The sequence below is a fragment of the Acetivibrio cellulolyticus CD2 genome, from assembly GCF_000179595.2.
Lineage (GTDB): Bacteria > Bacillota > Clostridia > Acetivibrionales > Acetivibrionaceae > Acetivibrio > Acetivibrio cellulolyticus.
This window is the reverse complement of record NZ_JH556659.1, coordinates 380224-404360: the sequence shown is the minus strand read 5'-3', so window position 1 is coordinate 404360 and position 24137 is coordinate 380224. Positions and strand designations below refer to the sequence as shown.

22 protein-coding genes are annotated in these 24137 nt (G+C 36.7%); 3 read left to right on the top strand and 19 right to left on the bottom strand.

Features of this window, described 5'->3' with window-relative positions; translation table 11 throughout:
- Window positions 1-86 precede the first annotated feature (86 nt).
- The 4 genes from ACECE_RS0221820 to ACECE_RS0221805 all read right to left on the bottom strand — a co-directional run bounded on the left by ACECE_RS0221820 (window position 87) and on the right by ACECE_RS0221805 (window position 2615).
- A complete protein-coding gene (locus tag ACECE_RS0221820) occupies window positions 87-467 on the bottom strand; it encodes a ribosomal maturation YjgA family protein (protein ID WP_010251080.1) in 381 nt (126 codons plus the stop codon).
- An 86-nt stretch (window positions 468-553) separates the two neighbouring features.
- Window positions 554-1909, bottom strand: a complete 1356-nt coding sequence (locus ACECE_RS0221815; protein WP_010251078.1) for a DUF6179 domain-containing protein — start codon at window positions 1907-1909, stop codon at window positions 554-556.
- Window positions 1902-2402, bottom strand: a complete 501-nt coding sequence (locus tag ACECE_RS0221810; RefSeq protein WP_010251076.1) for a DUF6323 family protein — start codon at window positions 2400-2402, stop codon at window positions 1902-1904. The genes ACECE_RS0221815 and ACECE_RS0221810 overlap by 8 nt, the downstream gene beginning before the upstream one ends.
- Before the next feature lie 33 nt (window positions 2403-2435).
- Complete coding sequence (locus tag ACECE_RS0221805; RefSeq protein WP_162862619.1) at window positions 2436-2615, bottom strand: hypothetical protein; 180 nt, start codon at window positions 2613-2615, stop codon at window positions 2436-2438.
- A gap of 111 nt (window positions 2616-2726) precedes the next feature.
- Between ACECE_RS0221805 and trmB the strand changes: the two genes are divergently transcribed.
- Window positions 2727-3404 (top strand): tRNA (guanosine(46)-N7)-methyltransferase TrmB, encoded by a 678-nt coding sequence (trmB, locus tag ACECE_RS0221800; protein WP_010251075.1) that lies wholly within the window; start codon window positions 2727-2729, stop codon window positions 3402-3404.
- A 72-nt stretch (window positions 3405-3476) separates the two neighbouring features.
- Here trmB and ybaK read toward each other — a convergent pair whose 3' ends face one another.
- Window positions 3477-3965: a Cys-tRNA(Pro) deacylase gene (gene ybaK, locus ACECE_RS0221795; protein ID WP_010251073.1), complete on the bottom strand. Its 489-nt coding sequence runs from the start codon at window positions 3963-3965 to the stop codon at window positions 3477-3479.
- A gap of 535 nt (window positions 3966-4500) precedes the next feature.
- On the opposite strand from ybaK, the gene ACECE_RS0221790 reads away from it, so the two are divergent.
- Complete coding sequence (locus tag ACECE_RS0221790; RefSeq protein ID WP_010251072.1) at window positions 4501-5751, top strand: ammonium transporter; 1251 nt, start codon at window positions 4501-4503, stop codon at window positions 5749-5751.
- Between the two features lie 25 nt (window positions 5752-5776).
- Window positions 5777-6118: a P-II family nitrogen regulator gene (locus tag ACECE_RS0221785; protein ID WP_010251071.1), complete on the top strand. Its 342-nt coding sequence runs from the start codon at window positions 5777-5779 to the stop codon at window positions 6116-6118.
- Between the two features lie 139 nt (window positions 6119-6257).
- On the opposite strand, the gene ACECE_RS0221780 is transcribed toward ACECE_RS0221785, so the two are convergent.
- The 14 genes from ACECE_RS0221780 to ACECE_RS28545 all read right to left on the bottom strand — a co-directional run.
- Complete coding sequence (locus ACECE_RS0221780) at window positions 6258-8225, bottom strand: carbohydrate-binding domain-containing protein (protein WP_010251070.1); 1968 nt, start codon at window positions 8223-8225, stop codon at window positions 6258-6260.
- Between the two features lie 36 nt (window positions 8226-8261).
- Window positions 8262-9269, bottom strand: coding sequence for a bifunctional glycosyltransferase family 2/GtrA family protein (locus tag ACECE_RS0221775; protein ID WP_010251069.1), 1008 nt, complete (start codon window positions 9267-9269; stop codon window positions 8262-8264).
- A 12-nt stretch (window positions 9270-9281) separates the two neighbouring features.
- Entirely contained in the window at window positions 9282-10259 is a 978-nt protein-coding gene (locus tag ACECE_RS0221770; protein WP_010251068.1) for a phosphodiester glycosidase family protein, read from the bottom strand.
- A 295-nt stretch (window positions 10260-10554) separates the two neighbouring features.
- Window positions 10555-11145 (bottom strand): spore protease YyaC, encoded by a 591-nt coding sequence (gene yyaC, locus ACECE_RS0221765; protein ID WP_010251067.1) that lies wholly within the window; start codon window positions 11143-11145, stop codon window positions 10555-10557.
- Window positions 11146-11451: 306 nt separating this feature from the next.
- The gene (locus ACECE_RS0221760; protein WP_010251066.1) at window positions 11452-11655 is read right to left on the bottom strand and encodes a zinc-ribbon domain-containing protein; all 204 of its coding nucleotides are present in this window, start codon (window positions 11653-11655) and stop codon (window positions 11452-11454) included.
- A 204-nt stretch (window positions 11656-11859) separates the two neighbouring features.
- Window positions 11860-12807, bottom strand: coding sequence for a class I SAM-dependent methyltransferase (locus ACECE_RS0221755; RefSeq protein ID WP_010251065.1), 948 nt, complete (start codon window positions 12805-12807; stop codon window positions 11860-11862).
- A 213-nt stretch (window positions 12808-13020) separates the two neighbouring features.
- Window positions 13021-14769, bottom strand: a complete 1749-nt coding sequence (locus tag ACECE_RS0221750; RefSeq protein WP_010251064.1) for an ABC transporter ATP-binding protein — start codon at window positions 14767-14769, stop codon at window positions 13021-13023.
- Complete coding sequence (locus tag ACECE_RS0221745; RefSeq protein ID WP_010251063.1) at window positions 14756-16501, bottom strand: ABC transporter ATP-binding protein; 1746 nt, start codon at window positions 16499-16501, stop codon at window positions 14756-14758. The genes ACECE_RS0221750 and ACECE_RS0221745 overlap by 14 nt, the downstream gene beginning before the upstream one ends.
- 181 nt (window positions 16502-16682) lie before the next feature.
- Window positions 16683-17624, bottom strand: a complete 942-nt coding sequence (locus ACECE_RS0221740; RefSeq protein WP_010251061.1) for a tRNA dihydrouridine synthase — start codon at window positions 17622-17624, stop codon at window positions 16683-16685.
- Between the two features lie 409 nt (window positions 17625-18033).
- Entirely contained in the window at window positions 18034-19194 is a 1161-nt protein-coding gene (locus ACECE_RS0221735; protein ID WP_010251059.1) for a DEAD/DEAH box helicase, read from the bottom strand.
- Between the two features lie 2 nt (window positions 19195-19196).
- Entirely contained in the window at window positions 19197-21116 is a 1920-nt protein-coding gene (locus ACECE_RS0221730) for an ABC-F family ATP-binding cassette domain-containing protein (RefSeq protein ID WP_010251057.1), read from the bottom strand.
- Between the two features lie 230 nt (window positions 21117-21346).
- Window positions 21347-22951 (bottom strand): S-layer homology domain-containing protein, encoded by a 1605-nt coding sequence (locus ACECE_RS29775; protein ID WP_456049039.1) that lies wholly within the window; start codon window positions 22949-22951, stop codon window positions 21347-21349.
- 16 nt (window positions 22952-22967) lie between these two features.
- Window positions 22968-23771, bottom strand: coding sequence for an ExeA family protein (locus tag ACECE_RS0221720; RefSeq protein WP_010249409.1), 804 nt, complete (start codon window positions 23769-23771; stop codon window positions 22968-22970).
- Window positions 23764-24137 (bottom strand): Mu transposase C-terminal domain-containing protein (locus ACECE_RS28545; protein ID WP_010251053.1); only part of this gene is annotated, 374 nt, incomplete at its 5' end. The genes ACECE_RS0221720 and ACECE_RS28545, both read right to left, overlap by 8 nt.

Here is a 24137-nt window from a genome sequence, read left to right as displayed (position 1 = left end):
TCTTTAAACGCCTTACTAATATAGTGTATTCAGATTAACTAATTATGTTGCAGCCTCAAGTTCTTTATGTCAATACAACTTAACTCTCAAGCAGATTTTTCCCTACTACTTTCGATCTTCTCCCATGCAACCAAAATAACTGTTCCAGCAAAGTAACATAAAACATCTCTAATATCAAAAGAAGTTCCCATAATCGTAGACAGAAGTTTATTATCTCTCAAACCCAACATGTCTACAAGATGAAAATACTGAGTTACTTCAACTATGACAGCAAAAAGGAAAAGGTAAATAGGCAGCCCTTTTATCGCTTTTTGTGTAATTCCCCTGATAAATGTATACATCAGAACTATTACCAAAACATCACCAATAAACGGCCGGATGATTTTATCATGCACAAATAGAGCAATAAGAACTTCCACAGCAAATAGTATTAAGAAAGTAATTAAATACTTCTTGTTAATCTTCATAATTTATTCCCCCAATACCTTATCGTTTCACATATGATTATAGGCTAGACCATGAAATTATAGACGAATCTGGATTTTCATCATTCCTAGCACAATTCAATTTTTTCAGCTTTTTCTATTATATTATTCCTTCGAACCAAATCAATACCTTTAAAGTACTCATCCAGTTTAACATGCCATTCCTTTTCACTTTCTGCAAGGGTTGAATCCACTTTATTTATTGGCAGCAAATTGGATAACATTGCAAGTTCATTATCTCCTAATGATTGAAAAAAATCAATAAATTCATTTTCAAACAAGCAATCTGCTTCCATAATATCAACCAAATCTGAAATGCTGTGGATCTCCTTTTGAATTATTGATATCTTGTCTGCTACAAACCTGCACTCTCTAATTTCAGTCGCCAATTGCCTAAACAACTCATCTTCCATTTTATCGCCATCCAGAAAATGAATAATCGGTTTAATAATCTTTTCCTTATGATCCACAAATATAGATGCCAATTGGTCATTTTCCAGTGCATTTTTTAATCTACCAGAAAGCTCTATTAAAGTGAGGGAAATATATTCTAATAAAAATTCATTTGCAATACCAAGCTCCTTGCAAAGCTCTGCAGATGTTTTTTTCAACACCTCATACAACTCATCTTCCGGTAAGTCTTTCAGTTTTTCTTGTAGGTACTGCCTCTCTACAGGTCCGATTTCAAGTTTATTAATATTTTTATTTGCTATAATACATCCTAATGCGTTCGTAAATACAATCCTGAATATATTAACAAGCAAATCCTGATACTTTTCATCATAACCTCGTAATACACAGTCAATATCATGCTCAGCAAAATTCTTACAAAAATTATTCTCCCAATAAAGCTTTTGAAGATAATTATAAATATACTCTATGCCAACAAACTCCATTTTATCGATATTTAATGGATAATCTAAAGACCCGGTGGTATCATGGGCAGCAAAATCAGCATCATAAGTAGAGAAAAATTCAGGTAATCCCTCTTCAATTGTTTGGTTATACGCAATATTGTTATTTTCAACATGGTCACTCTGTATTAAGTGCAGTAAGTGTTTCGAGATATTTACTTTCTTTTCGATAAGCTTTTTGCCCTTTTGAAACAACTCAGATAAAGGGTTTTGCTTTATTGCCGCTAAACTTATATCAGTATCCGGAAGGCTCTTAAGGTATATCCCTATGCTATATAAAATAGATTCAAAAATACTTTGAGCATTCTCTACTCTGACCGAACTGCTTTCCCCTCTTGTGTAGCGTTCTGTTTGTCTAGCCAAAAGTTTAATACTTTGCATTTGTATATTCTCTACTTCAGAATCGGATAACAAATTCAACCTATGTGCTTCCTGTAAAATTGACTGAAAATAGTGTTCTTCATTTAGATCTTCTCTTTTGATAAGAGATTTTTTTTCAAGGTTATTCATCTTCCTCATCATCCTCCTCATCATAATAATCATCTTTGTCATCTATATCTTCATAATCATGAACACCATAACGAATATTCCTCGCTAATGTTTCTAATTCGCGATTCTGCAGTAATTCAACAGAACCACGGCAGTTCTGATCAAAATACTTTTTCATTAAAGAAATCAATTCATCATCACTTATACCATCAAGAGATTCATTTTTGAAATAATAAAACGTTTCTATCAAATCATGCATAGTTTCTGCATAGTTGGCTTGATAAAGGAAAGGAGAATCGCAAAATTCCTTAATCAGTTTATCAATAATTCCACCCCCGAATTCAATACGTCCATTACGACTAAGTGCTTCGGTACGCGTTTCTACAAGTTCCTTTACCTCACTTTCTGATAAAATCAGGCCAAATCTGGCCGTATATTCATTACATTTTATAATTTCCGAAACGGCGAGATTGTTTTGTATACCAGTGGTTATCAGCAAAAAATTATTCTCCACCTTAAACACCCCTTTCAAATTTTTATCAAAATACTATTGACAAACAATTAATTTTGTGATACAATTAAAGTGTAGTGGTTTATCCATTCTGCTTTTGTCGTTAATTTCTAGTATATCATTCTGGATTTCATAAGTCAATATTTTATTAACAATAAAGCTATTTTGATCAATCAGCTTCTTTATTTCTATTACTTTTATCTCAACCTTTCTCATTCCTTCCACAGAACAAGTCCCAATTTTTACTTTAGTCGATAAAATAGTTGCATTTTTACGTAAACAATTTTAAAATAAATTGAACCAAGGATTAATCATGTGAGGTGCGTTATGCGATTAAGAAAGAAACCCTGGGCAAGACCTGAACTTGAGGCATGCGATTTTTTTGTTTCAAATCCAACTGCAAATATAGGAAAATGGCATACAGTATTCGGTAATTCCAACGAAATATGGCTGGAGTTAGGCTGCGGCAAAGGAGGTTTCATATCCAAACTTGCGTCTTCCAACCCGGATATAAATTTTATTGCTGTAGATATTAAAGATGAGGTTCTGATTCTGGCAAAGCAGAAAATAGAGAAAGAATTTGCTTCTGTTAACTTGAGCACAAATAATATTCGCCTTATGGCCCATGAAATAATGATAATCCATAAGATTCTTAATGAGAATGATGTTGTTAATAGAATATATATTAACTTTTGTAATCCATGGCACAAAAATACTCTTGGGGCCAGACGCCTTACCCATCCAAATCAGTTAAACCAGTATAAATCTTTTTTAGCTCCGGATGGTCAGATTTGGTTTAAGACTGATGACGAGATCTTATTCAATGCTTCAGTAAAGTACTTTGAACAATGTGATTTTAATATCAGCTTTCTAACTGAAGACTTGCATGGCAGCAATTTCGATAAAAACGTTGTAACTGAGCACGAGAAAATGTATTCTGAACAGGGACATAAAATTAAATTTCTTATAGCAGAAAACCGTAGCCATACCATTAAAATTAAATAATAAGGACTTGTAAGCAAAACACAGCCTACAAGCCCTTATAATAAGATGTTTTAGCTACATTTAGAAAATTAACTACAAGTTTCTTTCTATTGCAATACTTTCTGTTTTACAATTAATTAGCTTTATTAAATCCGCAGGAGTCAATTCAATCTGATGTCCTATCTTTCCTGCACTTACAATGATTTTATCCAAAATTTCACAAGAGCTATCCAGAACAGTTTTGTATTCTTTTTTCATTCCTATTGGAGAACATCCCCCACGAATATATCCGGTTACTTTATTGATGTCCGCTACCTTAATCATCTCAACAGACTTTTCACCTACAGCTCTTGCCGCAGCTTTTAGATTCAGTTCTTCCGCAACAGGAATAACAAAAACGTAGTATTCCCTACTTGCGCCTTGGGTCACTAACGTTTTATATACACATTCAACACGCTGTCCCATTTTATTTGCCACTGAAACGCCATCAATCAAACCATCACTGTGATCGTATGCATATGTATTATACTTTATTTGTGCCTTGTCAAGAATCCTCATTGCATTTGTCTTAATCTTTTCCAACTTTTTCACTTCCCATGATATCTTTTACGATTTTGCAGTCCTTCAACATCATTATATTCATTTGTCCAAATAAAATCAACACACCTTTACCAGGTTAGGAGAGCTTAAAATATGACTTTAGCAATAATTTCACGGGCTAAGTTTTATTTGACCCAAATAGTCCTGGGCTGCATAATCAAGTAGTGCAATAAATATATATATATAGTACGTTTACTAATTAATGATAATTTTTTATATTTCCATATTGCATTTTTGCAAGTTATATGGTACACTTAATTCATAAATTCAAAAATACTCGTAGATGGCAAAGGGGTCTAGATCTTGATTACACTAATTGTGTAACAGACTTAGGCCCTTTTTCTTTACTGGTTTTATAGATTCAGCCGGCATTTGCTCTTTAAAACTCTTTAAAACTCTTTAAATCACCATCTACATTACGCGTATCTTTTTTGAAAGTCCGATCTTGCAAAGTTGCAAAATCACATTTTATATCCATCAGTAAATAATATCTATTTAATTTATAGGAGGGATCACTATGAACGCTTTAAATTCTGGCGATATATCATGGATGCTTATATCATCTGCATTAGTCCTTTTTATGACTCCAGGACTGGCATTCTTTTACGGAGGTCTTGTAAAACGTAAAAATGTAGTAAACACAATAATGTCCTCTGTTTTTATTATGGGGCTTGCATCAATACTCTGGGTATTAATCGGATACTCACTGTCCTTTAGCGGTGATATCGGCGGTATAATCGGAAACTTAAAATGGTTTGGCTTATCTGGCGTCGATGCAGCACCAGGTCCCTATGCAGCAACTATACCAAACCTTTGTTTCGCTATTTTTCAAATGATGTTTGCAATTATAACCCCTGCACTTATTACCGGTGCAGTAACTGAAAGAATACGCTTTTCGTCGCTCTTTGCCTTTGTTGCTGTATGGTCAATAATTGTCTATTACCCATTGGCTCATATGGTATGGGGAGGCGGCTTCCTACAGAAGATCGGTTCAATAGACTTTGCCGGCGGAAATGTAGTACACATAAGTTCAGGAGTCAGTGCCCTTGTACTTTCATTATTTGTAGGTAAACGTAAAAACCACGGCAAGGCAACCTACCATCCTCATAATGTACCGTTTGTACTCCTTGGAGCAGCTATCTTATGGTTCGGATGGTTCGGATTTAATGCCGGTAGCGCTTGCGCGGCAAACGAGCTGGCAGTACGAGCTTTTATGACAACAAATACCTCAGCCGCTGCTGCTATGCTCTCATGGCTATTACTTGAAAAGTTGTCCACTGGCAAACCAACCCTCGTTGGAGCTTCCACTGGTCTTGTTGTAGGTCTTGTCGCAATAACTCCCGGAGCAGGATTCGTTCCAGTCTGGGCAGCAATTATTATAGGTGCTTTGGTAAGCCCAATTTGCTACTTTTTCATCACCTATATCAAGCCAAAGCTCGGATATGATGACGCTCTTGACGCTTTTGGCTGCCATGGCATAGGAGGAATTTGGGGTGGTATTGCAACCGGTATTTTTGCACAAACTTCACTAAACTCTGTAGCAAAATGGAATGGTCTGATCTTTGGTGAATGGAAACTATTTGCCACCCAGCTTGCAAGTATAGCCATCACTATAGTAGTAGCTATTGTAGGTACACTAATTGCAATTGCAGTTGCCAAATTGTTTACAGGGAACCTCAAAGTCACTCCAAAAGAAGAAGAACGAGGCCTTGATGCCTCCGAACATGGTGAATCTGCATACCCAGCTTTCCATGGTATGGATTATTAATTTAAATTGCGAGGAGTTGATTATTATGAAAAAAATAGAAGCTTTTATAAGACCTGAAAAACTTCAAGATATTCAAGAAGCCCTCTGTTTAACGAATATTAATGGTTTAAGCATCAGCGAAATCATGGGATGCGGAAATCAAAAGGGCTGGAAGGAATTTATAAGGGGATCTGAAGTAGATTTTAAGTTTCTACCCAAAGTAAAGTTGGAGATTGTTGTTCAGGACGAACAGGTAGAAACAGTTATTAATAAAATTTGCAAAGTTGCTCAAACAGGCGAAGTCGGCGACGGAAAAATATTTATCATTGACGTTCAGGATGCTGTTCGGATTCGTACGGGTGAAAGGGGTAATTCCGCACTGAAGTAATTACAATTTACTACAAAAAATCCTCAAGGATAGAATATAACAACACAAGTCACCGGATATCTGAAATCAGGTACCCGGTGGCTTGCTTTATAGCTATTATTTCTATTGGTTTTACAATCTGAATTTACTATAATTAGCTTTACTGTAGACCTCCACGTCTTCCGCCAGGGCCACCTCCAGGACCACCTCCATGTCCACCACCTGGTCCTCCCATTCCGTTGCCACCTGTTGTTTCACCAGATTCAGACATCCATGTTGTAATCTTGGAGATAGTAAAGTCAACTACCTTTGTTCCACTATACGATCCGCCTGTATATAGCCCATCTACTGCATTCCCTGTTGAAGTTCCACCTGTGTATATTGAGTAAGCTGTATCCTTTTTGAGCTCAGGTGAACTAATAATGACGGATTGATATTGCTTTTTGGGAGTAAAAATCACAATTGTATTGCCATTACTGTCTTGAATGTTAAATAATGTACCTGCCTGCTGTGCGGTTGAATAAGTCATTGCAACAGAATACTGTGTTGATGAATCAGAAGGCGCTTGTGCCATTCCTGAACTTCCAGCAGCAATCATTGTTCCACCAGTGATGTCAAATACTCCATTGTAATCTAATGCACCGTTTCCATCATTCGTCGGTCCGTTCACAATTACTGTACCGGCTGTCATATAAATTGAACCGTTTGAATCAAGCCCATCTCCTCCTGCATCTACTGACACATATCCTCCATTTATAGTTAACTTATAGTTTCCTGAAGAGCTCATATTCTCCTGATCAGGGCGTCCATCCATTGATGACCCGTCGTTGCCCCCGGCAATATTAATTCCATCATCACTTGCCACTATATTAATATTACCATCTTGGATTGTTACCAGCGTGCTCTCTATTCCTTCATAACTTTTTGCAATATCTATTTTTCCACTTTTTATTTCAATAGAGGAATCCGCATGAATTCCATCATCACCTGCGCTAATCTCAATATCCGCACTTGCAATATTAGCACTTACACCACTGTGTATCGCATCATCTGAAGAATCTATTGAAAACTTTCCTCCCTCTATTGTAATATCTGAAGCTACTTTAATTCCTTTTGCACTTTGAGATTCTGTATTATCACTGACAGCTGTCGTACTTCGCTCCTGTTTTCCCCATGGACCTCCCATTTTATCACCGGTTTTAGCAACACTGTTTCCACTTCCTCCATTGGTTGTAATTTTGAAATCTCCATCAACAATCAATGCGGATGTTTCAGCCTGAATTCCGTCTGCACCGGCAACTATATCAAATGTTCCTTTCTCTACAGCTACAAAGCCTTTATCAGCATCTGTATCATTTGTCGATTTTAAACCGTCTCCACCAGCTTGAACAGTTATATTTCCATCTTTAACTGCTACCATATCACGTCCTACTAAACCATCATCAACACTAGTAACATTAATATTGCCACCGGTAATTTTCAAATCATCTTTACATGAAATTCCGTCTTTATAATTTGCTTTAACAGTAAGAGTTCCTGTTCCATTTATAGTAAGGTCATCTTTACTGAAGATTGCTGCACTTGGCTCATCACTTTCAGCATCAGCTAAAGAATAGTTCGCTCCATCTGTTAAAAGGTTCTGCGTTCCATCTTGCAGCATCAAAATAGTTTTCTCTGCATTTTTTACATAAATCGGTGCATTGTCGGTACAGTTTATTTCCATTCCGTTTAAAACCAGTTTGACGGCACCCTTTTCCTCAGAATTAATGACAATCTGACCATTATCTAATTTTCCGCTGATAACATAGGTACCTGCTGCTGTTATATTAATCGTACTTCCATCAATCTGTGCACCTGAACCAGTTAAGCTGGCGCTATCTCCGTTAAGTTTAATATAATTGGGATTTTGTGCTTCCCAGCTGCTATAGTAATCATCATCATCGTATTCAACCATATCAACCGTAACAGGTTTTGAAGTTACACCAGTACTATCTGTACTACCGGTTGTACTAGTTGCATCCGGGGAAGTTGCATTTGCCGAAGATATGGGTTTTCCATCGCAGGATACCAACAAACCTGCACACAAAAGCAACGCACATATTTTTAAACATAGGGATTTCTTATTCATAATTTTATCCTCCTAGCTATAATCAGTATTTCCTGTTTAGTGTGCAAACACTACTTTTTTCTGCATTACATAACTAAATGAAAACAATATCATCTCGGTAACAATTTTTGCAAAGGCTAATGACACCCCAGAGAATAGAATTGTACTCAACAAAATGTAATTTAGTATCATATTTACAAATACCAATATAAAATATTTTGGTGCTGATTCACTACTCTTATGCTTACCATCAAAAACAAAATTTTTGTTGCAGCTATAATTAAATACCGAGCTCATTCCTCTTGAAAGTAAAACCGCTAACCAAAGTTGACCGAAAAGGCTTTTAAAAAGAAGCAATAATCCAAAATCCAATAAAGCAGCAAGAAGCGAAGATGCAGTATATTTTACAAACGGTAGATAAACTCTGTAAGAATCCACTAGAGGCCTGAAATGAGAACTTTTGTTTCCCTTTTCATAAATGGTTTCAATAAATATTTCCCTAACCGAATACCCTGAAGGCTTTAGCTTTAACAAGATATTTATCTCATATTCAAATCTGCTCCCCTCTATTTGGCAGAGCCATGGCAGCATTGCTGCCGGATAGCCTCTAAGTCCAGTTTGAGTATCATAAATTTGATAACCTGCACAAAGTGAAAATACTGCTCTAGTGACAGAATTCCCTAATCTGCTTCTTAGCGGAACCTTACCCGTAAACTGCCTTACGCCTAAAACAGCAGCATTATCATTCAGCTGGGTCTCTTTAGCCACTTTACATATATCTTCTACTGCGTGCTGACCGTCACAATCAGCACATACAACTCCTTCAGTTTCACCTATATTCATAAGATACTGGAAGCCAGTCTTTAAAGCCTTTCCCTTCCCTAAATTCTTGGGATGATAGAGCACTGTAGCTCCTAAAATCTCCGCTTGTTTAAATATAGATGAGTAGACCTTCCCGCTTCCGTCATCAATAATTAGTATTTCCATTCTGCAGTTCTTTTGTATATCCTTAATCAATTGAATTAATTTTTCTCCAGGTTCATATGCAGGAATTAAAATCCTCATAACCTCATCTCCTTAACCTGCTATATATAAAATATCACTTACACCACGCTCACGATTCTTACCTTGAGGGTTATTAACCACACGACCGTTGAAATACATTGTGGATGAACCGCCCCCATCAAGGTTATATGCGTCTGTGCATCCCAGATCTTTGAATATTTGTGAAAACTCCGTCAGGGTGACTCCTTTACTGTAACCTTTGCTACGTCCATCAACTACTACAACTACAAAGTGATTTTCATCGATAATTCCTATCCCAGTTCTTGGATTAGCACCCTGAATGGAGTGATTCCCAAAGTTTGTATCAACTTCAGTTTCTGAAATATCGGAAGGCATCATGGAATCTATAAGCAATGCCGGCCCAAAAGACAGTGTATTCCAAACCCCTGCATCTAATAGTTCTTGTGCACTCGTTTTTGTCTCATCGTAAATCTTCATAGAGCCATCCTTATAAAATGCAAGACCTGTACGAGCCGGTTCATCACGGTAAATAACACCGTTACGGATTACAATACCATCGGTTCGAAAACCGTAATAATCGCCATTTACTGCAAAAACTGCACCATTATTTTCAGCAATAATCGAAGTGTCTTGAATTATATTTCTTCCAAATTTATTTTTAGCAAATGCGCTCTTTAACTCGGTAGCATTCGACAATTGAATGTCCGCAACAAAATATGTTACCTTGTTATTGCCGCTGCCGGTGGAAACCTCCTTAACTGAGAGAGAAACATCATTGCTTTTATAGTTCCAATCATCCGATGTAGTAGAGTCAGAATTATTGTCAGCGCTCTCTGAAGTTGATTTATCATTTGATGTTGAATCATCATTTAAGCTCTGGGCATTTGATATATTGGTCAAATTTGGTACATTATCAACTTCAACATGCTCTATCAGAAACCTATCTGCAGCAAGGTATCCACCGGTAGTTATTGCTATAATCAAAGTAGCTACTAAAATTTTCACTGGTTTTGTTTTTATTTTTTTCATTCTGTTAGCCCTCCTTCTCAGTGATTAAGTTTAGTTTAAATCCAAAAACTTAAATTGCTCTTAAATTAATTACAAGAACAAAAAAACTATTTTAGGAAAATAATGGTTTGTCCGTTATTTTCTTAAAATAGTGCATACGTATATGTATCAGTAAATTCTAAATGTTTCACAAACCTTTAAATATCCTAATCAAATCAATAATGGAACATAATCATAAATAACAAAGAGGAAGTCTATAGACTTCCTCTTTGTTATTTATTCCATATAATTTTAAAAATTTAGACAAAATAAATGATTACGCTGTTGCAAACTCGCCTATTTTTTTGCTCTTTTGCGGTTCCAACTGTTGCTTATATAGGACATGCTTAATTGACTTAGCTGCGATATCAGCCATTTTGTACACTAATCCGAGACTTGTATTTTGAAGCATAACCTGAGGCATAATACCTCCTAATGTCACAACACCTGAAAAAGAAACATCTCCAACCGCAGGCAAATCCTTACCTACTCCACTTCCAGGTTTGATTGATCCATCGCTCAATCCGATATGTCCGATATGTTCTAGATTTCCTACAGATGCGTCAACAGCAATGACAAGAGTATTTGGAAGATCGATTTTGCCAATTGTTTCAGCCAGATTCATAGCATGTACGGGCTCTTCAATAGTACCATACACATCAAAATCGTACATTTTGTACTTAGACAACATAAATCCAACTAAAGGCCCAAAACTATCTCCTGTTGAGCGGTCTGTCCCGATGCAAACAACTGCAATTCTTTTGTACGGCTTATTGATTCCATCAATTAGATTGTAAGCTTCCTGATTTAATTTGAATTGGCACATCTTCTCATTAGTATTAACATAGACTTTCTTTACTTTTGACATACAAATTTCTCCCCTAAACAAAATACAACTATTGAGATATTATCTCTTATCTATATTTTATGAGTTTATTATACAACAATATTTAACTTTTAAAAAGTACCATTTTTATTTTATACTTAAAACTTTGTACATTTTTCATCAAAAAATCAAAACCTCGGGGACATTTAGCTCCCGAGGTTTCAGGACATTAGCTTCGCAAATTCACTCAATAAAAACTCCGGGACATCGAGTCCCTAAGTTTTTGCCTCTTTCATTTCACTCCAAGAGGCTAAATCAAAAAAGGAGAGCATTAAGCTCTCCTCTTATTTACCATCTGTTACCGCCACCGAAGCCGCCTCTTCCGCCGCCTCTATTATTATTGTTGTTTCTCTGTTGCTTCCTTGCTTTTCTACAATCAGGGCATCTTTGTGGTTCATTATCGAATCCCTTTTCTTTGTAGAAAGCTTGTTCACTTTCATTAAAAACAAATTCTGCTCCACAATCCTTACAAGTTAAAACTTTATCTGCCATATCTATATACCTCCTTAATTTATTTGGATCATATAATTCCTTACTTCTCACTCCAAAAAAACCAAAGAGAGTTGTATTCAGAAAAACAATCCTATTTAATATATAGTTTCTAACTATATAAGTATAACACAATATTTTAAATTAATCAAGACATATACAATCATCTGACACAGCAAATTCATAAATATCTTCATTGAATAATTCTTACAAAGTAACTTTCCTTTTAAAGATATAAACTGCATTATCCTTTGACTGTGGAAGCACAAGAGATGATAATTGCTGACTTAATTCCATATCGAACGTATCCTGATTTTGATACGCCTCGTAATTGCCCGTCAAGGCATGATTTTTTGTCCCAATAGCTATATAAAGCTTTACAGATTCAGTTTTAAAAACGGTTTTCTCAAAGGCATTACCCGGCGGAGCCCACGAACAAATTACTACATCTGGTTTATACTTATTAAGTGCTTCCTTTGCATCTATTTTTTCAACATAATCCGGGTATTGAATGTAGTTATTCCAACTATAATCATCTGTTGCCAAGCAAGAAACCCCATAAGCTTTTAGAAAGCGTGTCAAAGTGCCGTCCCCGGCACCTATTTCAATGCATTTTAAATCACCAATTAAATTTGCTAGTTCCTTTAAAAGCTTTTTTGAGTAAAAGCAGTAAATTCCCTTTTTATTTACCATGGGCAAAAGTATCTTTTTATTTGTAATAAAAGGCCAGACGAGTTTAAACAATAACAAAGATACAGGTTTTCTTTCAAAACCTTTCTTAAATAAAACCTTTTGAAGAATCCAACCATCCCATAGATTAAATCTTACCTTTCCATAAGACTTTCCTGCCTGGGCTGATAAATTTAGCTGTTCCAAGGTATCAAGTGCAATGCGGGCTTTTATTATATCTGGAAGAAAAGAATTCACAGTCATCTCATTAAAACCGCTTTCGTGTATCCTTTTCACCGCAAAACTGGCCTTAGCCTTGTATTTATCTATACGCAACCTGACTTCATCAAAACTGCTTCCTTCTTTTATTTGGGAAAAGTCTTTTATAACCATATCCTTAAACTCAGGATACTGAAGAGCCAACGATTTTGTATCAATCTTGTTCATGAGTATTTTTTGAGCCATTTCTTTACTAAAATTTCTCATGTCTCCTCCAGTATTAGAATTGATAAATTCACGATATTTTTACTGACATATTAATGCTCCTATTACGTTCTTTGGCTTAATTATATACGATATTTGGGGAATTATCAATGTCACTATTGTTTTCCTCACTACTTATATTATCTTCATTTCAGCTATTCCTTAATACGCAAATTAAAATGTCAATTGGTGAGTTATTTTTTAGTAATCTTGTTATCAACTCCATGTCAATTTTTCCAGCGTAATGTGGCTGCGATACCATTCATCATTCTGTAGAAGCATTTCCGGTGAACCTGCATTTTTAACCTTACCATCTTCCAAAATGACCACAATATCACTGGCAATCATCGAAGATAACCTATGAGATATGGCTAATACAGTATGAGTGCTGCTTGCCTTTTGCAATACAGACAGGACTTTATCTTCCGTAATAGAGTCTAAATTTGCTGTTATTTCATCAAGCAGTAGAATAGGAGGATTTGTAGCAATAGCTCTGGCAATGGCAAGCAGTTGTTTTTGACCCTGCGAAAAAAGAGCATCATTTTTCACCTCAGTGTCATATCCATTTTCCAACGCTGCCACATATTCTGTCATTCCCACAAACTCCAGAGCATTTTCAATCTGCTTTCTTGTAATGTTCTCATCTTTCAGACTTATTTGTTCTGCTACAGTTCCTCTTATCAAATGGAAGTTTTGATCTACATAACCAAATATCTTACGTTTTTCACTGTTCGGTATACTATAAACGTCAATTCCGTTTATTGTAATATTACCTTTAGTTGGTTTCAGTAAGCCCATAACCAATTTAAATAGCGTAGATTTGCCTACTCCCGTTCTCCCCACAAATGTAACTTTCTCTTTTGGGTTTATTGAAAGGTTAACGTTTTGTAAGATATCCGACCCTTCCTCGTAATTAAAGGTTATGTCATTAAACGAAAGCCTTATATTATCTCGTTCCTGAATAATTTCCTCCGCTTTCAGCCCATTACTCTTGCTGTCATCCTCCGGCTCACTGTAAAAATCGTTTACCCTATGCATGCCTGCTACCGACTGTTGAATGCTTTGAAGTTCCATACCCAGATTTTCAATCGGTGTAAACAGGTTGGAAATCAAGTCTATAGATGCGGCAACCATACCTAACGAAATACCAAAATAGTTTAACTTTTCGGATGATAATATTACAATTATGCTAATAACAACAGCACGGGTAATCTGGATGATCGGAGAAAAGGATGAATCATAGAAGTTCACTTTCTCCATGGTTTTATAGTTATCCATCAAATAGTCCGTGTAGTTCTTTTCCATGTAGCTTTCCTTGCTATAGGATTTAATCATCCGAACATTTCTTAAGCTTTCCGATATATGATTATTTACCTTGCCAACCAAAATCCGGTTTTCAATTTGTGCCTTCAGCATTTTCCTTTGAAAAAGCCTTGTAATCCCATAAATTATAGGAAGTAAAATCAGAGTAACAATTCCGAGCTTTGCACTGAACATCCAAATAGAAAATATAATTCCAATGATCTTGAAACAATCAATAATCATGCCTATAATACCGCTAGTAAAAAGTGAGTTGATTGCATCAACATCATTTATAAATCCAGATACCACTGCTCCGGATTCATTGTAAGAAAAGAACAACGCATTTATTTTTTCAAGTTTTCTCATCATTTCAGTACGAATTTCCGTTGTAATTTTTTGACCTAAAATCGTCAATACAGCTTCTTTCAAAAAATCAAAAATACCTATAAGAAATAAAACGCCCATATAAAAAGCCGCAGCACTCATCAGCCCATCACTGCTTTTGGGTACAAGATTGCGGTCAATAACCTGTTTCAATATTTGAGGAGGAAGCAAACTGGTAATAATAACCCCACAAACAACAAAAATCAGCAATGCACAGATTTTTATGTTTTTCTTTGCCACATTTATAATAGATATCTTCACTAAATTATTTTTCAGCATTATCATCACACTCCGAACATTGCAGGTTAAATATTTCAGCATAAAGCCCGGAACTTTTCATTAACTCGTTATGTGTCCCGTAATCAGCACTTTTATCACTTTTTAGCAGTACAATCTTGTTAACCTTATTAAATATAGCCAAACGATGTGAAATTATTATAATGATGCTACTCTGATACCGTTTTCTTAGGTTTTCTATTATTTTTTCCTCAGTTTTCATGTCTACTGCTGAAAACGGATCATCCATAATTATAATTTTGCTTTTATTTATCAAAGTCCTCGCAAGTGCAATTCTTGCCTGCTGGCCGCCGCTTAAGCGAACACCTGCGTTACCAACCAGTGTTTTCTGTCCGTCAGGCATAGCCGCAATATCAGTATCAAAACATACATCCGCAAGCACTGCAGTTATGTCCTGATCCTTTCCTAATGTTATGTTATTATAAATGGTATCTGAAAGAAGCTCCGGTTTATGCCCCAAATAGGATATCATCTGACTTCTCTCAAATTCCGAGTAATCTTTAAGCTCCCTGCCATCTATTTTTATACTGCCCATGTAAGGATATAATCCAAGCAAAGCTAAGCCAAGGGTAGATTTACCTGAAGCAATAGAACCGGTTACACCTATAATGTCTCCCTGTTTTGCTTCAAAATTGATATCTTCTATAATTTTTTCGTTACCGGTTGGATAGCAAAAGCTAAGATCTTTAACTTGCAGACTTGTATTTACCATATCTATATTTAAGGATGTCCCTTTACTCTTGTATTCAGTAAGATAAGGCTTAATTCGTTTCCACGATACCTGGGATTTTTGTACTAAATTGAATAGTTTTGCAGCCTTACTTGCCTTATTTGCCATTGCTGCAAACATGGTTATATAGGCCACAAATACCCCGACAGTCCATTCACTGCCAATCACCTTTGTTCCCCCAAGGTAAATCACTACAATAACTCCAAGCATTGCAATTACATTATAAATAGGCTGCATGGAATTTTCCAAAATATTTGCTTTAATTCCCCTATCTTGCAACTCCTCAAGTTCAACACTGTAATTCTCTCTGTTTTTAGCCTCAATGCCATTGGCACGATAAAGCATTGCATTTTCAATCAATTCATAAGTAATTCCGGTTACGTAGCCGCTTTTTTCACGAAAATCGGCAGAATATTTATAAATAAAGCTCTTCAGTTTTTCTGCAAGAATCATTGCAATCGGAATAAAGAGACTGGAAATTACAGTTACCTTAACATCATAAACAAGCATTGATATAAGATAAGATGCCATCAAAACACCTGTATCAAAGATTTCAGTTGTAAATTTTCGCATACCTTCAACGCATAAATCCACATCCGAGATAGCTCTTGACATTAGGTTTCCCATATTTTCATCATCTAATTCCGGTGCACTCTTGTACATTATATTGTTGTAAATCATCAACCTCATGGTAGCACTGGTGTTGTTGGCAAAACGCCTTATATAAAAGCGCTTTAAATACCTCAAAATCTGAATAATTCCGATTAATACAACAAAAGTAACTGCAAGTCTCACTAAAGAGGATAGACTGCTCCCGGCAACAATGGAATCTATGAGTTTGCCTTGATAAATGGGGCCTAAGACAATTGCACTATTAAATGTCAGCCCAAAAATAAAAATGCAGAACACAACAAATTTCTCTTTTTTCCAATAGTTAATAATTCTATCAGGTTGTTTCATTGGTTCAATTTTTAGCTTTGACATAAATAATTCACTTCCCTTTTTTAGGCGCAACCTAAATATACCCGTCAGCATACTTTTATTCATAAAGGCTTTCTTTTGGATCCCTCGGTTTCCTTTTTAGCACATCCGTCTCCTCAGGTTCAAAAATTAAGACAATTATTTTAATTGATAAGAAAAGCTATAATAATTTATAAATCACTCATTAAGAATTAGAATGAAAGATCTGATTTACCAATTCCAAATACTCAGAAGTCCTATGGCATTTTTTAATTTTTTTCATGTACTTGCCGTCCTTGTCCAAATGTACGTGCATGTAATACCAGAACTCCTTCATTTTATCACATAAATGTTTATCTCCTGAAAGTTTGCACTTGTAATAGTTAAAAATCTCGTTGTGAAACTCCCTTACTATGCTGATCTTATTGGCATCCGAAACCGTTTGTCCTTTGATAACAGTTGGAAGAAACGGATCACTCAGGGCTCCTCTTCCCAGCATAAAGTTCTTTATAAAAGGTAGGCGCGAGCTAATGCGCAGAAAATCATCATGAGTAAATATATCACCATTATAGGTTACTTCGTGTTTGCAGGAGGCAGCAAGCGTTTCAAATTCCTCTAAGTCTACATGCCCTTCATACATCTGTATTCCCGTACGGGCATGTATTATTACGCCGCCCAATGGATAGTCGTTTAGCACGTCCATCACACGCATTCCTTCTTCTAGCTTATCCCAGCCAAGCCTCATCTTGACGGTTACCGTATAAGAGCTGTCTGAACAAGCTGTATCAAGAACCTTTTTTATCATGTCCGGATGTTGCAGTATTCCTGAGCCCTTTTTCTTTTTCGTTACTGTAGGATAAGGGCAGCCAATGTTCCAGTTGATTTCATGGTAACCTATGTCCGAAATTGCACAGGCAAAAGCTTTAAATTGAGCTCCATCATTGCCAAGAAGCTGAGGAACAAGCTTAACTGCCGGGTCATTGTACTCGGGAAGAATGTCTTTTAACAGCAAGTTATTGACTTTATCAACTTCCGAAGAAGAAATAAACGGGGTATAATAGGCATCAATATTTCCAAAATGTCTTGCAAATGCGTTCCTGTATCCTGCTATTGTCATTCCTTGTATTGGGGCTAAAAAAAGATTCATATGCACACTCTCTCATTTAGTTTATTATAAACGTCAAGGCTCTTTTGTATTCCATGTGGGTTAATTGATATAAATCAAAAGTAATGAAATTCGGTGGTACTGCGGTTTGGGAACCTGCATGAAGGTAGTACCTATTGTTTTAGTGTCAAACGACTCCATTCCATGACCTTCGCATAGAATCTGTAGCCTCAGCTTGATAATTTTCGCACGCGTCTATGGGACATCCTGTCCCGAGACGCTAAAAATGCCATCCGTGGCATTTTTGCTTCAAATTATCAAGCTTTCGGCAACAGATTCTAATGCTCAGGCCAAGGAATTGCGTCATTTGACACAAAACAGGCTTGTGACTTAATTAGGGTTTTTTGTTGTTTTATTGTTAGAGCCAACACAAAACAGCGAAGAGCCAATATCAAAATGTCTTAGGCTTTTTGACCTCAACAATAGCACCCTTATACATACTCTTTGGCTCGATATGTATACTCAATTCTTTTTCGTACTTTTTAATAAGCTCCAATTCCCTTTTTGTAGCAATGGATACTGCCATTCCAGTGTTTCCATTTCTACCGCTTCTGCCGACTCTATGGACGTAAGCCTTTACATCCTCAGGAATATCAATATTGAATATATGTGTGACACCTTCAATATGAAGGCCTCTCGCAGCGATGTCCGAAGCAATCAAGAGTTGGATCTTTCCGGATTTAAACTCCTCCATTGCCTTTTTTCTTTCCAACTTATGGGTTGTACCATGAATGCCCTCAACACCTAGACCATGATACTTAAGTTTGGAGGTGAAAATTTCAATTTCGTTGCCCTGGTTGTTTACAAATACAATAGCCTTTTGGGGCTCTAAAATTCTTACCAGTTTCCTCAACACTTCAATTTTATCTCTCTTCTCTGCCAGAAAACACATATGCGAAATAGTATCAGGCACTGAGAGTTTTTCCTCAACACGTATAACCTGTGCTTCTTTCATTTGTTCTATGATCCCGGTTTCCACACGCTTTGGAATAGTTGCAGAATACGCCATAACCTGACGCTCTTTTAGTGTGCTCTTTATCACTGCTTTCACAAATTCTGTATTATTCTCATCCATTAAACGGTCAGCCTCATCGATGATAATTGTTTTAATAGTGTGTGCTGATATCTTCCGCTTTTTAATAAGTTCCAATATCCTGCCGGGAGTACCTACAATAATATGCGGCTTCTCCTTGAGCTTTTCGATTTGCCTGTCTATATTCACATTTCCTATAATAGTTGTTCCCTTAATCTTAATGTCAGAATTTTGAGACAAACGCTCAATCTGCCTCATGATCTGTACTGCCAGTTCATGGGTCGGACAAAGTATGATCGCCTGCATCTCCTTAAGCTCAGCATTAACCTTTTCAAATAGAGGCAGCAGGTAGGCAAGAGTTTTTCCCGTACCTGTTCCCGATTGTGCAACAATGTCCTTGTTTTTTAAGGCTTCAGGTATAACCCTTTGCTGTATATCCGTAGGTATTGTAATGTTTTCTTTTTTCAGTGCAGTCACGAGGGTTGGATTCAAGCCCATATTTTCAAACGATTCAGTCATTTTTATTCTCCTTTTTTACTCTTTTCAATTTCTTCGGCACGTTCACTCAAGTAAGTCCAACGTTCTATCGCATCATCCAGCTTTTTTTCAAGCTGTTCCTTTTCTTCTATAAGCTTCTGAAGCAGCTCAAAATTACTGGAGGATTCACTCATCTGTTTATCTACCTGTTTAATATCCTGCTCAAGTTTTGCAATAACTCCATCGATTTCGTCAAATTCCTTTTGCTCTTTATATGAAAACCTCAACGGCCTATCCTTTTTATTTTCTGCTTTTTCGCTGACTTTATCCTTCGGAGCTTTTGATGTACTGACTTCCAACAAGCTTTCACGCTGTTCGATATACTCGCTATAATCACTATAGTTTCCAACATACTGAGTAATTACACCATTGCCTTCAAAGGCAAATATTCCGTCAACCACCCTATCGAGGAAATATCTATCATGTGATACAACAACCACCGCTCCCGAGAATTCGTCCAGGTAGCTTTCCAAAATAGTCAACGTCTGAATATCCAGGTCATTTGTAGGCTCGTCCAGCATTAAAACATTTGGTGCCCCCATAAGTATGTGAAGGAGATATAACCGTCTTTTTTCCCCTCCGGAAAGCTTCGAAATGGGTGTCCACTGCACGCTTGGCGGAAACAAAAATCTCTCAAGCATCTGGGAAGCACTTATTGTACCGTCCGGGGTGTTCAAAAATTCAGCTTTCTCTCTGATATATTCTATAACTCTTAAATTCTCATTCATATCCTCATTTTCCTGAGAAAAGAAGCCTATTTTGACTGTTTCGCCGATATCAACCTTGCCGCAATCCGGGTTTAACTTTCCGGCAGCAATTTTCATAAGAGTTGATTTTCCGCTTCCATTAGGTCCAATAATTCCAACCCTGTCATCCCTAAGGAGAGTATAGCTGAAATCCTTTATTACCTCTTTGCCCGGAAAACTTTTGCTGACATTTTCTATTTCAATAATCTTTCTGCCAAGGCGTGAAAAGCCCACCTGTATTTCAACACTTTCCTTATCCGCGGGTCCCTGTTGATCTACAAGTTTTTCAAAACGCTCTATCCTCGCCTTCTGCTTGGTAGAACGAGCCTGCGCGCCCCTGCGTATCCACTTCAATTCATTACGTATAAGTCCCTGGCGTTTTCTTTCGGATGCTTCCTCAATTTCCTCTCTTTCAGCCTTCATTTCCAGATACTTTGTATAATTCGCCTGATAGCTGAAGAGCTTACCTTCATCAATTTCTATAATTCTGTTTGCAACCCTGTCAAGGAAGTACCTGTCATGTGTCACCATAAGCAGTGCACCTTTTCTTTTTTCAAGGTATTTCTCCAGCCAGTCTACTGTATCATTATCGATATGATTGGTAGGTTCATCGAGAATCAATAAGTCCGAAGGAGATATTAATGTACTTGCCATTGCTACTCTTTTCCGCTGTCCACCGGATAATTTGCCCACATCAGCATAAAAGTCGGATATTCCAAGCTTAGTGAGGACGCTTTTCGCCTCTGCCTCAATTGTCCAGGCCTCCATACTGTCCATTCTCTGAGTTAATGTAATCAATTCCTTTTCAAGCCTTAAGTCATCAGGATTAGCATCTACCTTCTGAAGGACGGATTCATACTCCCTAAGCAGCTTCATTACAGGTGAATTCCCCTTAAAGACCTGTTCAAGTACAGTTGTTCCATCCTCGAAGTGTGGATTTTGATCCAAATACTCTATTTTTATACCGTTTCTATATATGATTCTGCCTGTATCTGTGGTTTCAACCCCTGCAATAACCTTTAGCAGGGTGGATTTTCCTGTTCCGTTGATACCTATCAGCCCAAGCTTCTCTCCATCATTGATACTGACTGATATATCATTAAACAATATCTTTTCACTGTAGCTTTTTGATATTTTCTCTGCAGACAAAACATTCATTCAAAAATCCCCTCGTTAGCCAAAATCGGTACATGGTTATTAAATTCCATGTACCGATATTATATACTAATACCATTTGAATAGCCAGTGGTGTTAGAAAACCCACTCTATATGCTGCAAACATCGTATACGCCAAGTCAAAATTAAAAGCACATTACACTCCCTTTATAAGAGCAAAAATATAGAGGCATGCCGGAAACCTACATGCCTCTTTTCAGCTTTATAATCTTTTAATCTTTAACAACAAAATGTATCTTATAAATATTTGATGTACCATCTTCTGCTTTTACATATACTTTTGCAGTTCCCGGCAAATATGTTGCCTGAACCACATTCAATGTAGCTTTAGAATCATTTGCTACAGCTGTAACTGTAGGAATGTCATCATCATTTTCAAGTTCTACTGTATAATATTTTGTAGCTGCATCAAAGTTTGCAACACTCTTATTATCATACTTAAGACCTTTAATTGTTGCATCTGAACTACTCTTAACTGTAAATTTAATATAATAGACATTTCTTGTCACACCATCTTCTGCCACTACAATTATCTTTGCATATCCTGGTATAGCATCTCCCTGAGTTATAATAACCGTAGCATCAGCATCTGTTGCTGTTGCTGTAACTGTAGGAATGTCATCATCATTTTCAAGTTCTACTATGTAATAAGTATCATCTTTATCAAAACCTTCAACATTCTTATTATCGTATTTAAGCTCTTTAAGTGTTACATCTGTACTTGCATCTTCAACTAAGAAACGTATTTTATATACCCTTGTTGTTTCACCATCCTTAGCAGTTACAACTACTTTTGCTGTTCCTGGTATATCTGTTGCCTGAGTTATAGTAACTGTAGCATCAGAATCAGTTGCTTTAGCTGTAACGGTAGGGATGTCATCTTCATCCTCAAGTTCTACTACATAGTATGTATAATCTTCATCAAACTCTTCAACATTCTTGCCATCATATTTAAGAACGCTAAGTGTTACATCTGAATCTTCGTCTAATACAACTTTGTCCTCATCGCTAGTGTCTCCAATAACAACCTTTTCTGTTTTCTCAATAACCTTCTCTAAAAGCGCAGCTGCTTCTGCTCTTGTCAAAGAACCCTGAGGATTGAATTTTCCATCAGCTCCAAACATAATTCCTTCTTTATAAGCAGTATAAACAAAATCCCTAAGGTTTTCAGAAATACTTTCATAATCATCATATATTTCTTCTAATTTGCCATCATCACTTACCACTGTCAATTCAAGTGCTTTTACCAATGCAACAGCCATATCCTCACGAACAGCATTCCTGTTACCATAGAAGTAGAGTTCTCCATCAGCTTTCTTGTAGCCTGTAAGGTATGACTTTGCAGCTTCTACTGCCTTAAAATCCCAAGCTTTTTTAGGAACATCTTTAAAAGTTTGAGTCTTGCTTTCTGTATCCAACCCAAGTGTCTTTACCAACATTGCAGCAAACTGTGATCTTGTAACCTGCTCATTTGGTCTGAATGAGTTATCTGAATATCCGATAATAATTCCCCGGTCATAAAGATCTGATATAGCAATGTATGCCCAATGTGTATCTCTAAGATCTATAAACTTAATATCCTTCTGTCCAAGCGCTTTAGGCACTTTGTGGTGTTTGAGCTGTTCAACCTCGCATTTTTCTTTATCTTCTTTACCCCTTGGTGCTGCATATACACTGCACATACATGTCAGTATTATCGACATAACTGTACATAATACCAACAACCCTTTGATTGTCGCTGCTCGGTCTGTTTGACCGCTCTTTGCCCAAATTTTGTGTCCGTATATTTTGCTCATTAACCCTGTCCGATACTTCACCGAACAGGGTAATTAATTACCAATTGAATTCATCTTCAATTATGAGCCTTACTACATGATCATCTATCAACTTTGTTTGCCTTTGTGCTGCGTGCATCAGGCAGGCTATACATACTTTATTGATTTTCCTTGCTACTCCATGAGAATAGTCATAAATTTCGCCAATAGCCTTCTCGGTAAATATATCCCTGGTTTCTCCTGCATATTCAAGATGCTTTTTGATGTATTCTCCGGTTTGTTGCCGATCGTAAGGGGTAAGGTGATAACGTATATCTATCCTTTGGCATATTGCCTCATATATCTGTTTTTTCAGAACATCTCTAAGTTCACTCTGTCCCGCTAGAATTAAACTCATTGGATTGTATGAATCCATCTTAAAGTTTAAGAGAAACCGTACTTCCTCTAGCATTTCTCTTGATAAAAGATGTGCTTCGTCTGATATTATCACTGGTATCCTCTTTTGTGTTTCTATGAGGTTCGATAGCTCACGGGTTAACTGACGTTTTGCATCTCCTCTGTAAAATTTTGCTTCGCAACCTAGTTGGTTTAATACCTCCCAGTAGAAATTTCTTGGTGTTAAAGATGAATCACTTATGTACATTACCTTGTAACGATTGATATCAAGGCTATCTACTAACTTTCTTAGCGCTGTTGTTTTTCCTGTTCCAACATCACCGGTTATAACTGCAAACAACCTATTTCTTGCTGCATACTGCAATCTTTCACATAATTCTTCTATACTCGGAGTACTGTACAGTTCTTCTTCTGGTATATCCCTGCTAAATGGTATTCTTGTCAGGTTAAAGTATTGTTCAAACATTATCCGAACCTCCCTTCATGCTCCTGAAGGAAAGTACTCCAATTCGTTGTTTCTGACGCTTTGCGTTTTCCTGCTCATATACCTTAAGCAGTCTTGAGTGTGTCGTCTTTACTGTCGAACTTGACTTTTGTACCTTTCCACAGTATTCTCCAATCGTAAGCGGGCTTACTTTCTTCTTGCGTTCTCCGCTATACCATATTTCCACAAGCCCCATATCAAAAGGGTCGTATCTTACATCAACCTTTTTACCTATATATTCTATTCCAGCTTCATATTCATAACCATTAAGTTTTATGCAGCCAGTGTTATCTACTTTCCTTGTATCCTCCCAAAGAAAAGCATCTGCACATTCTTCAGGTGTTGCGA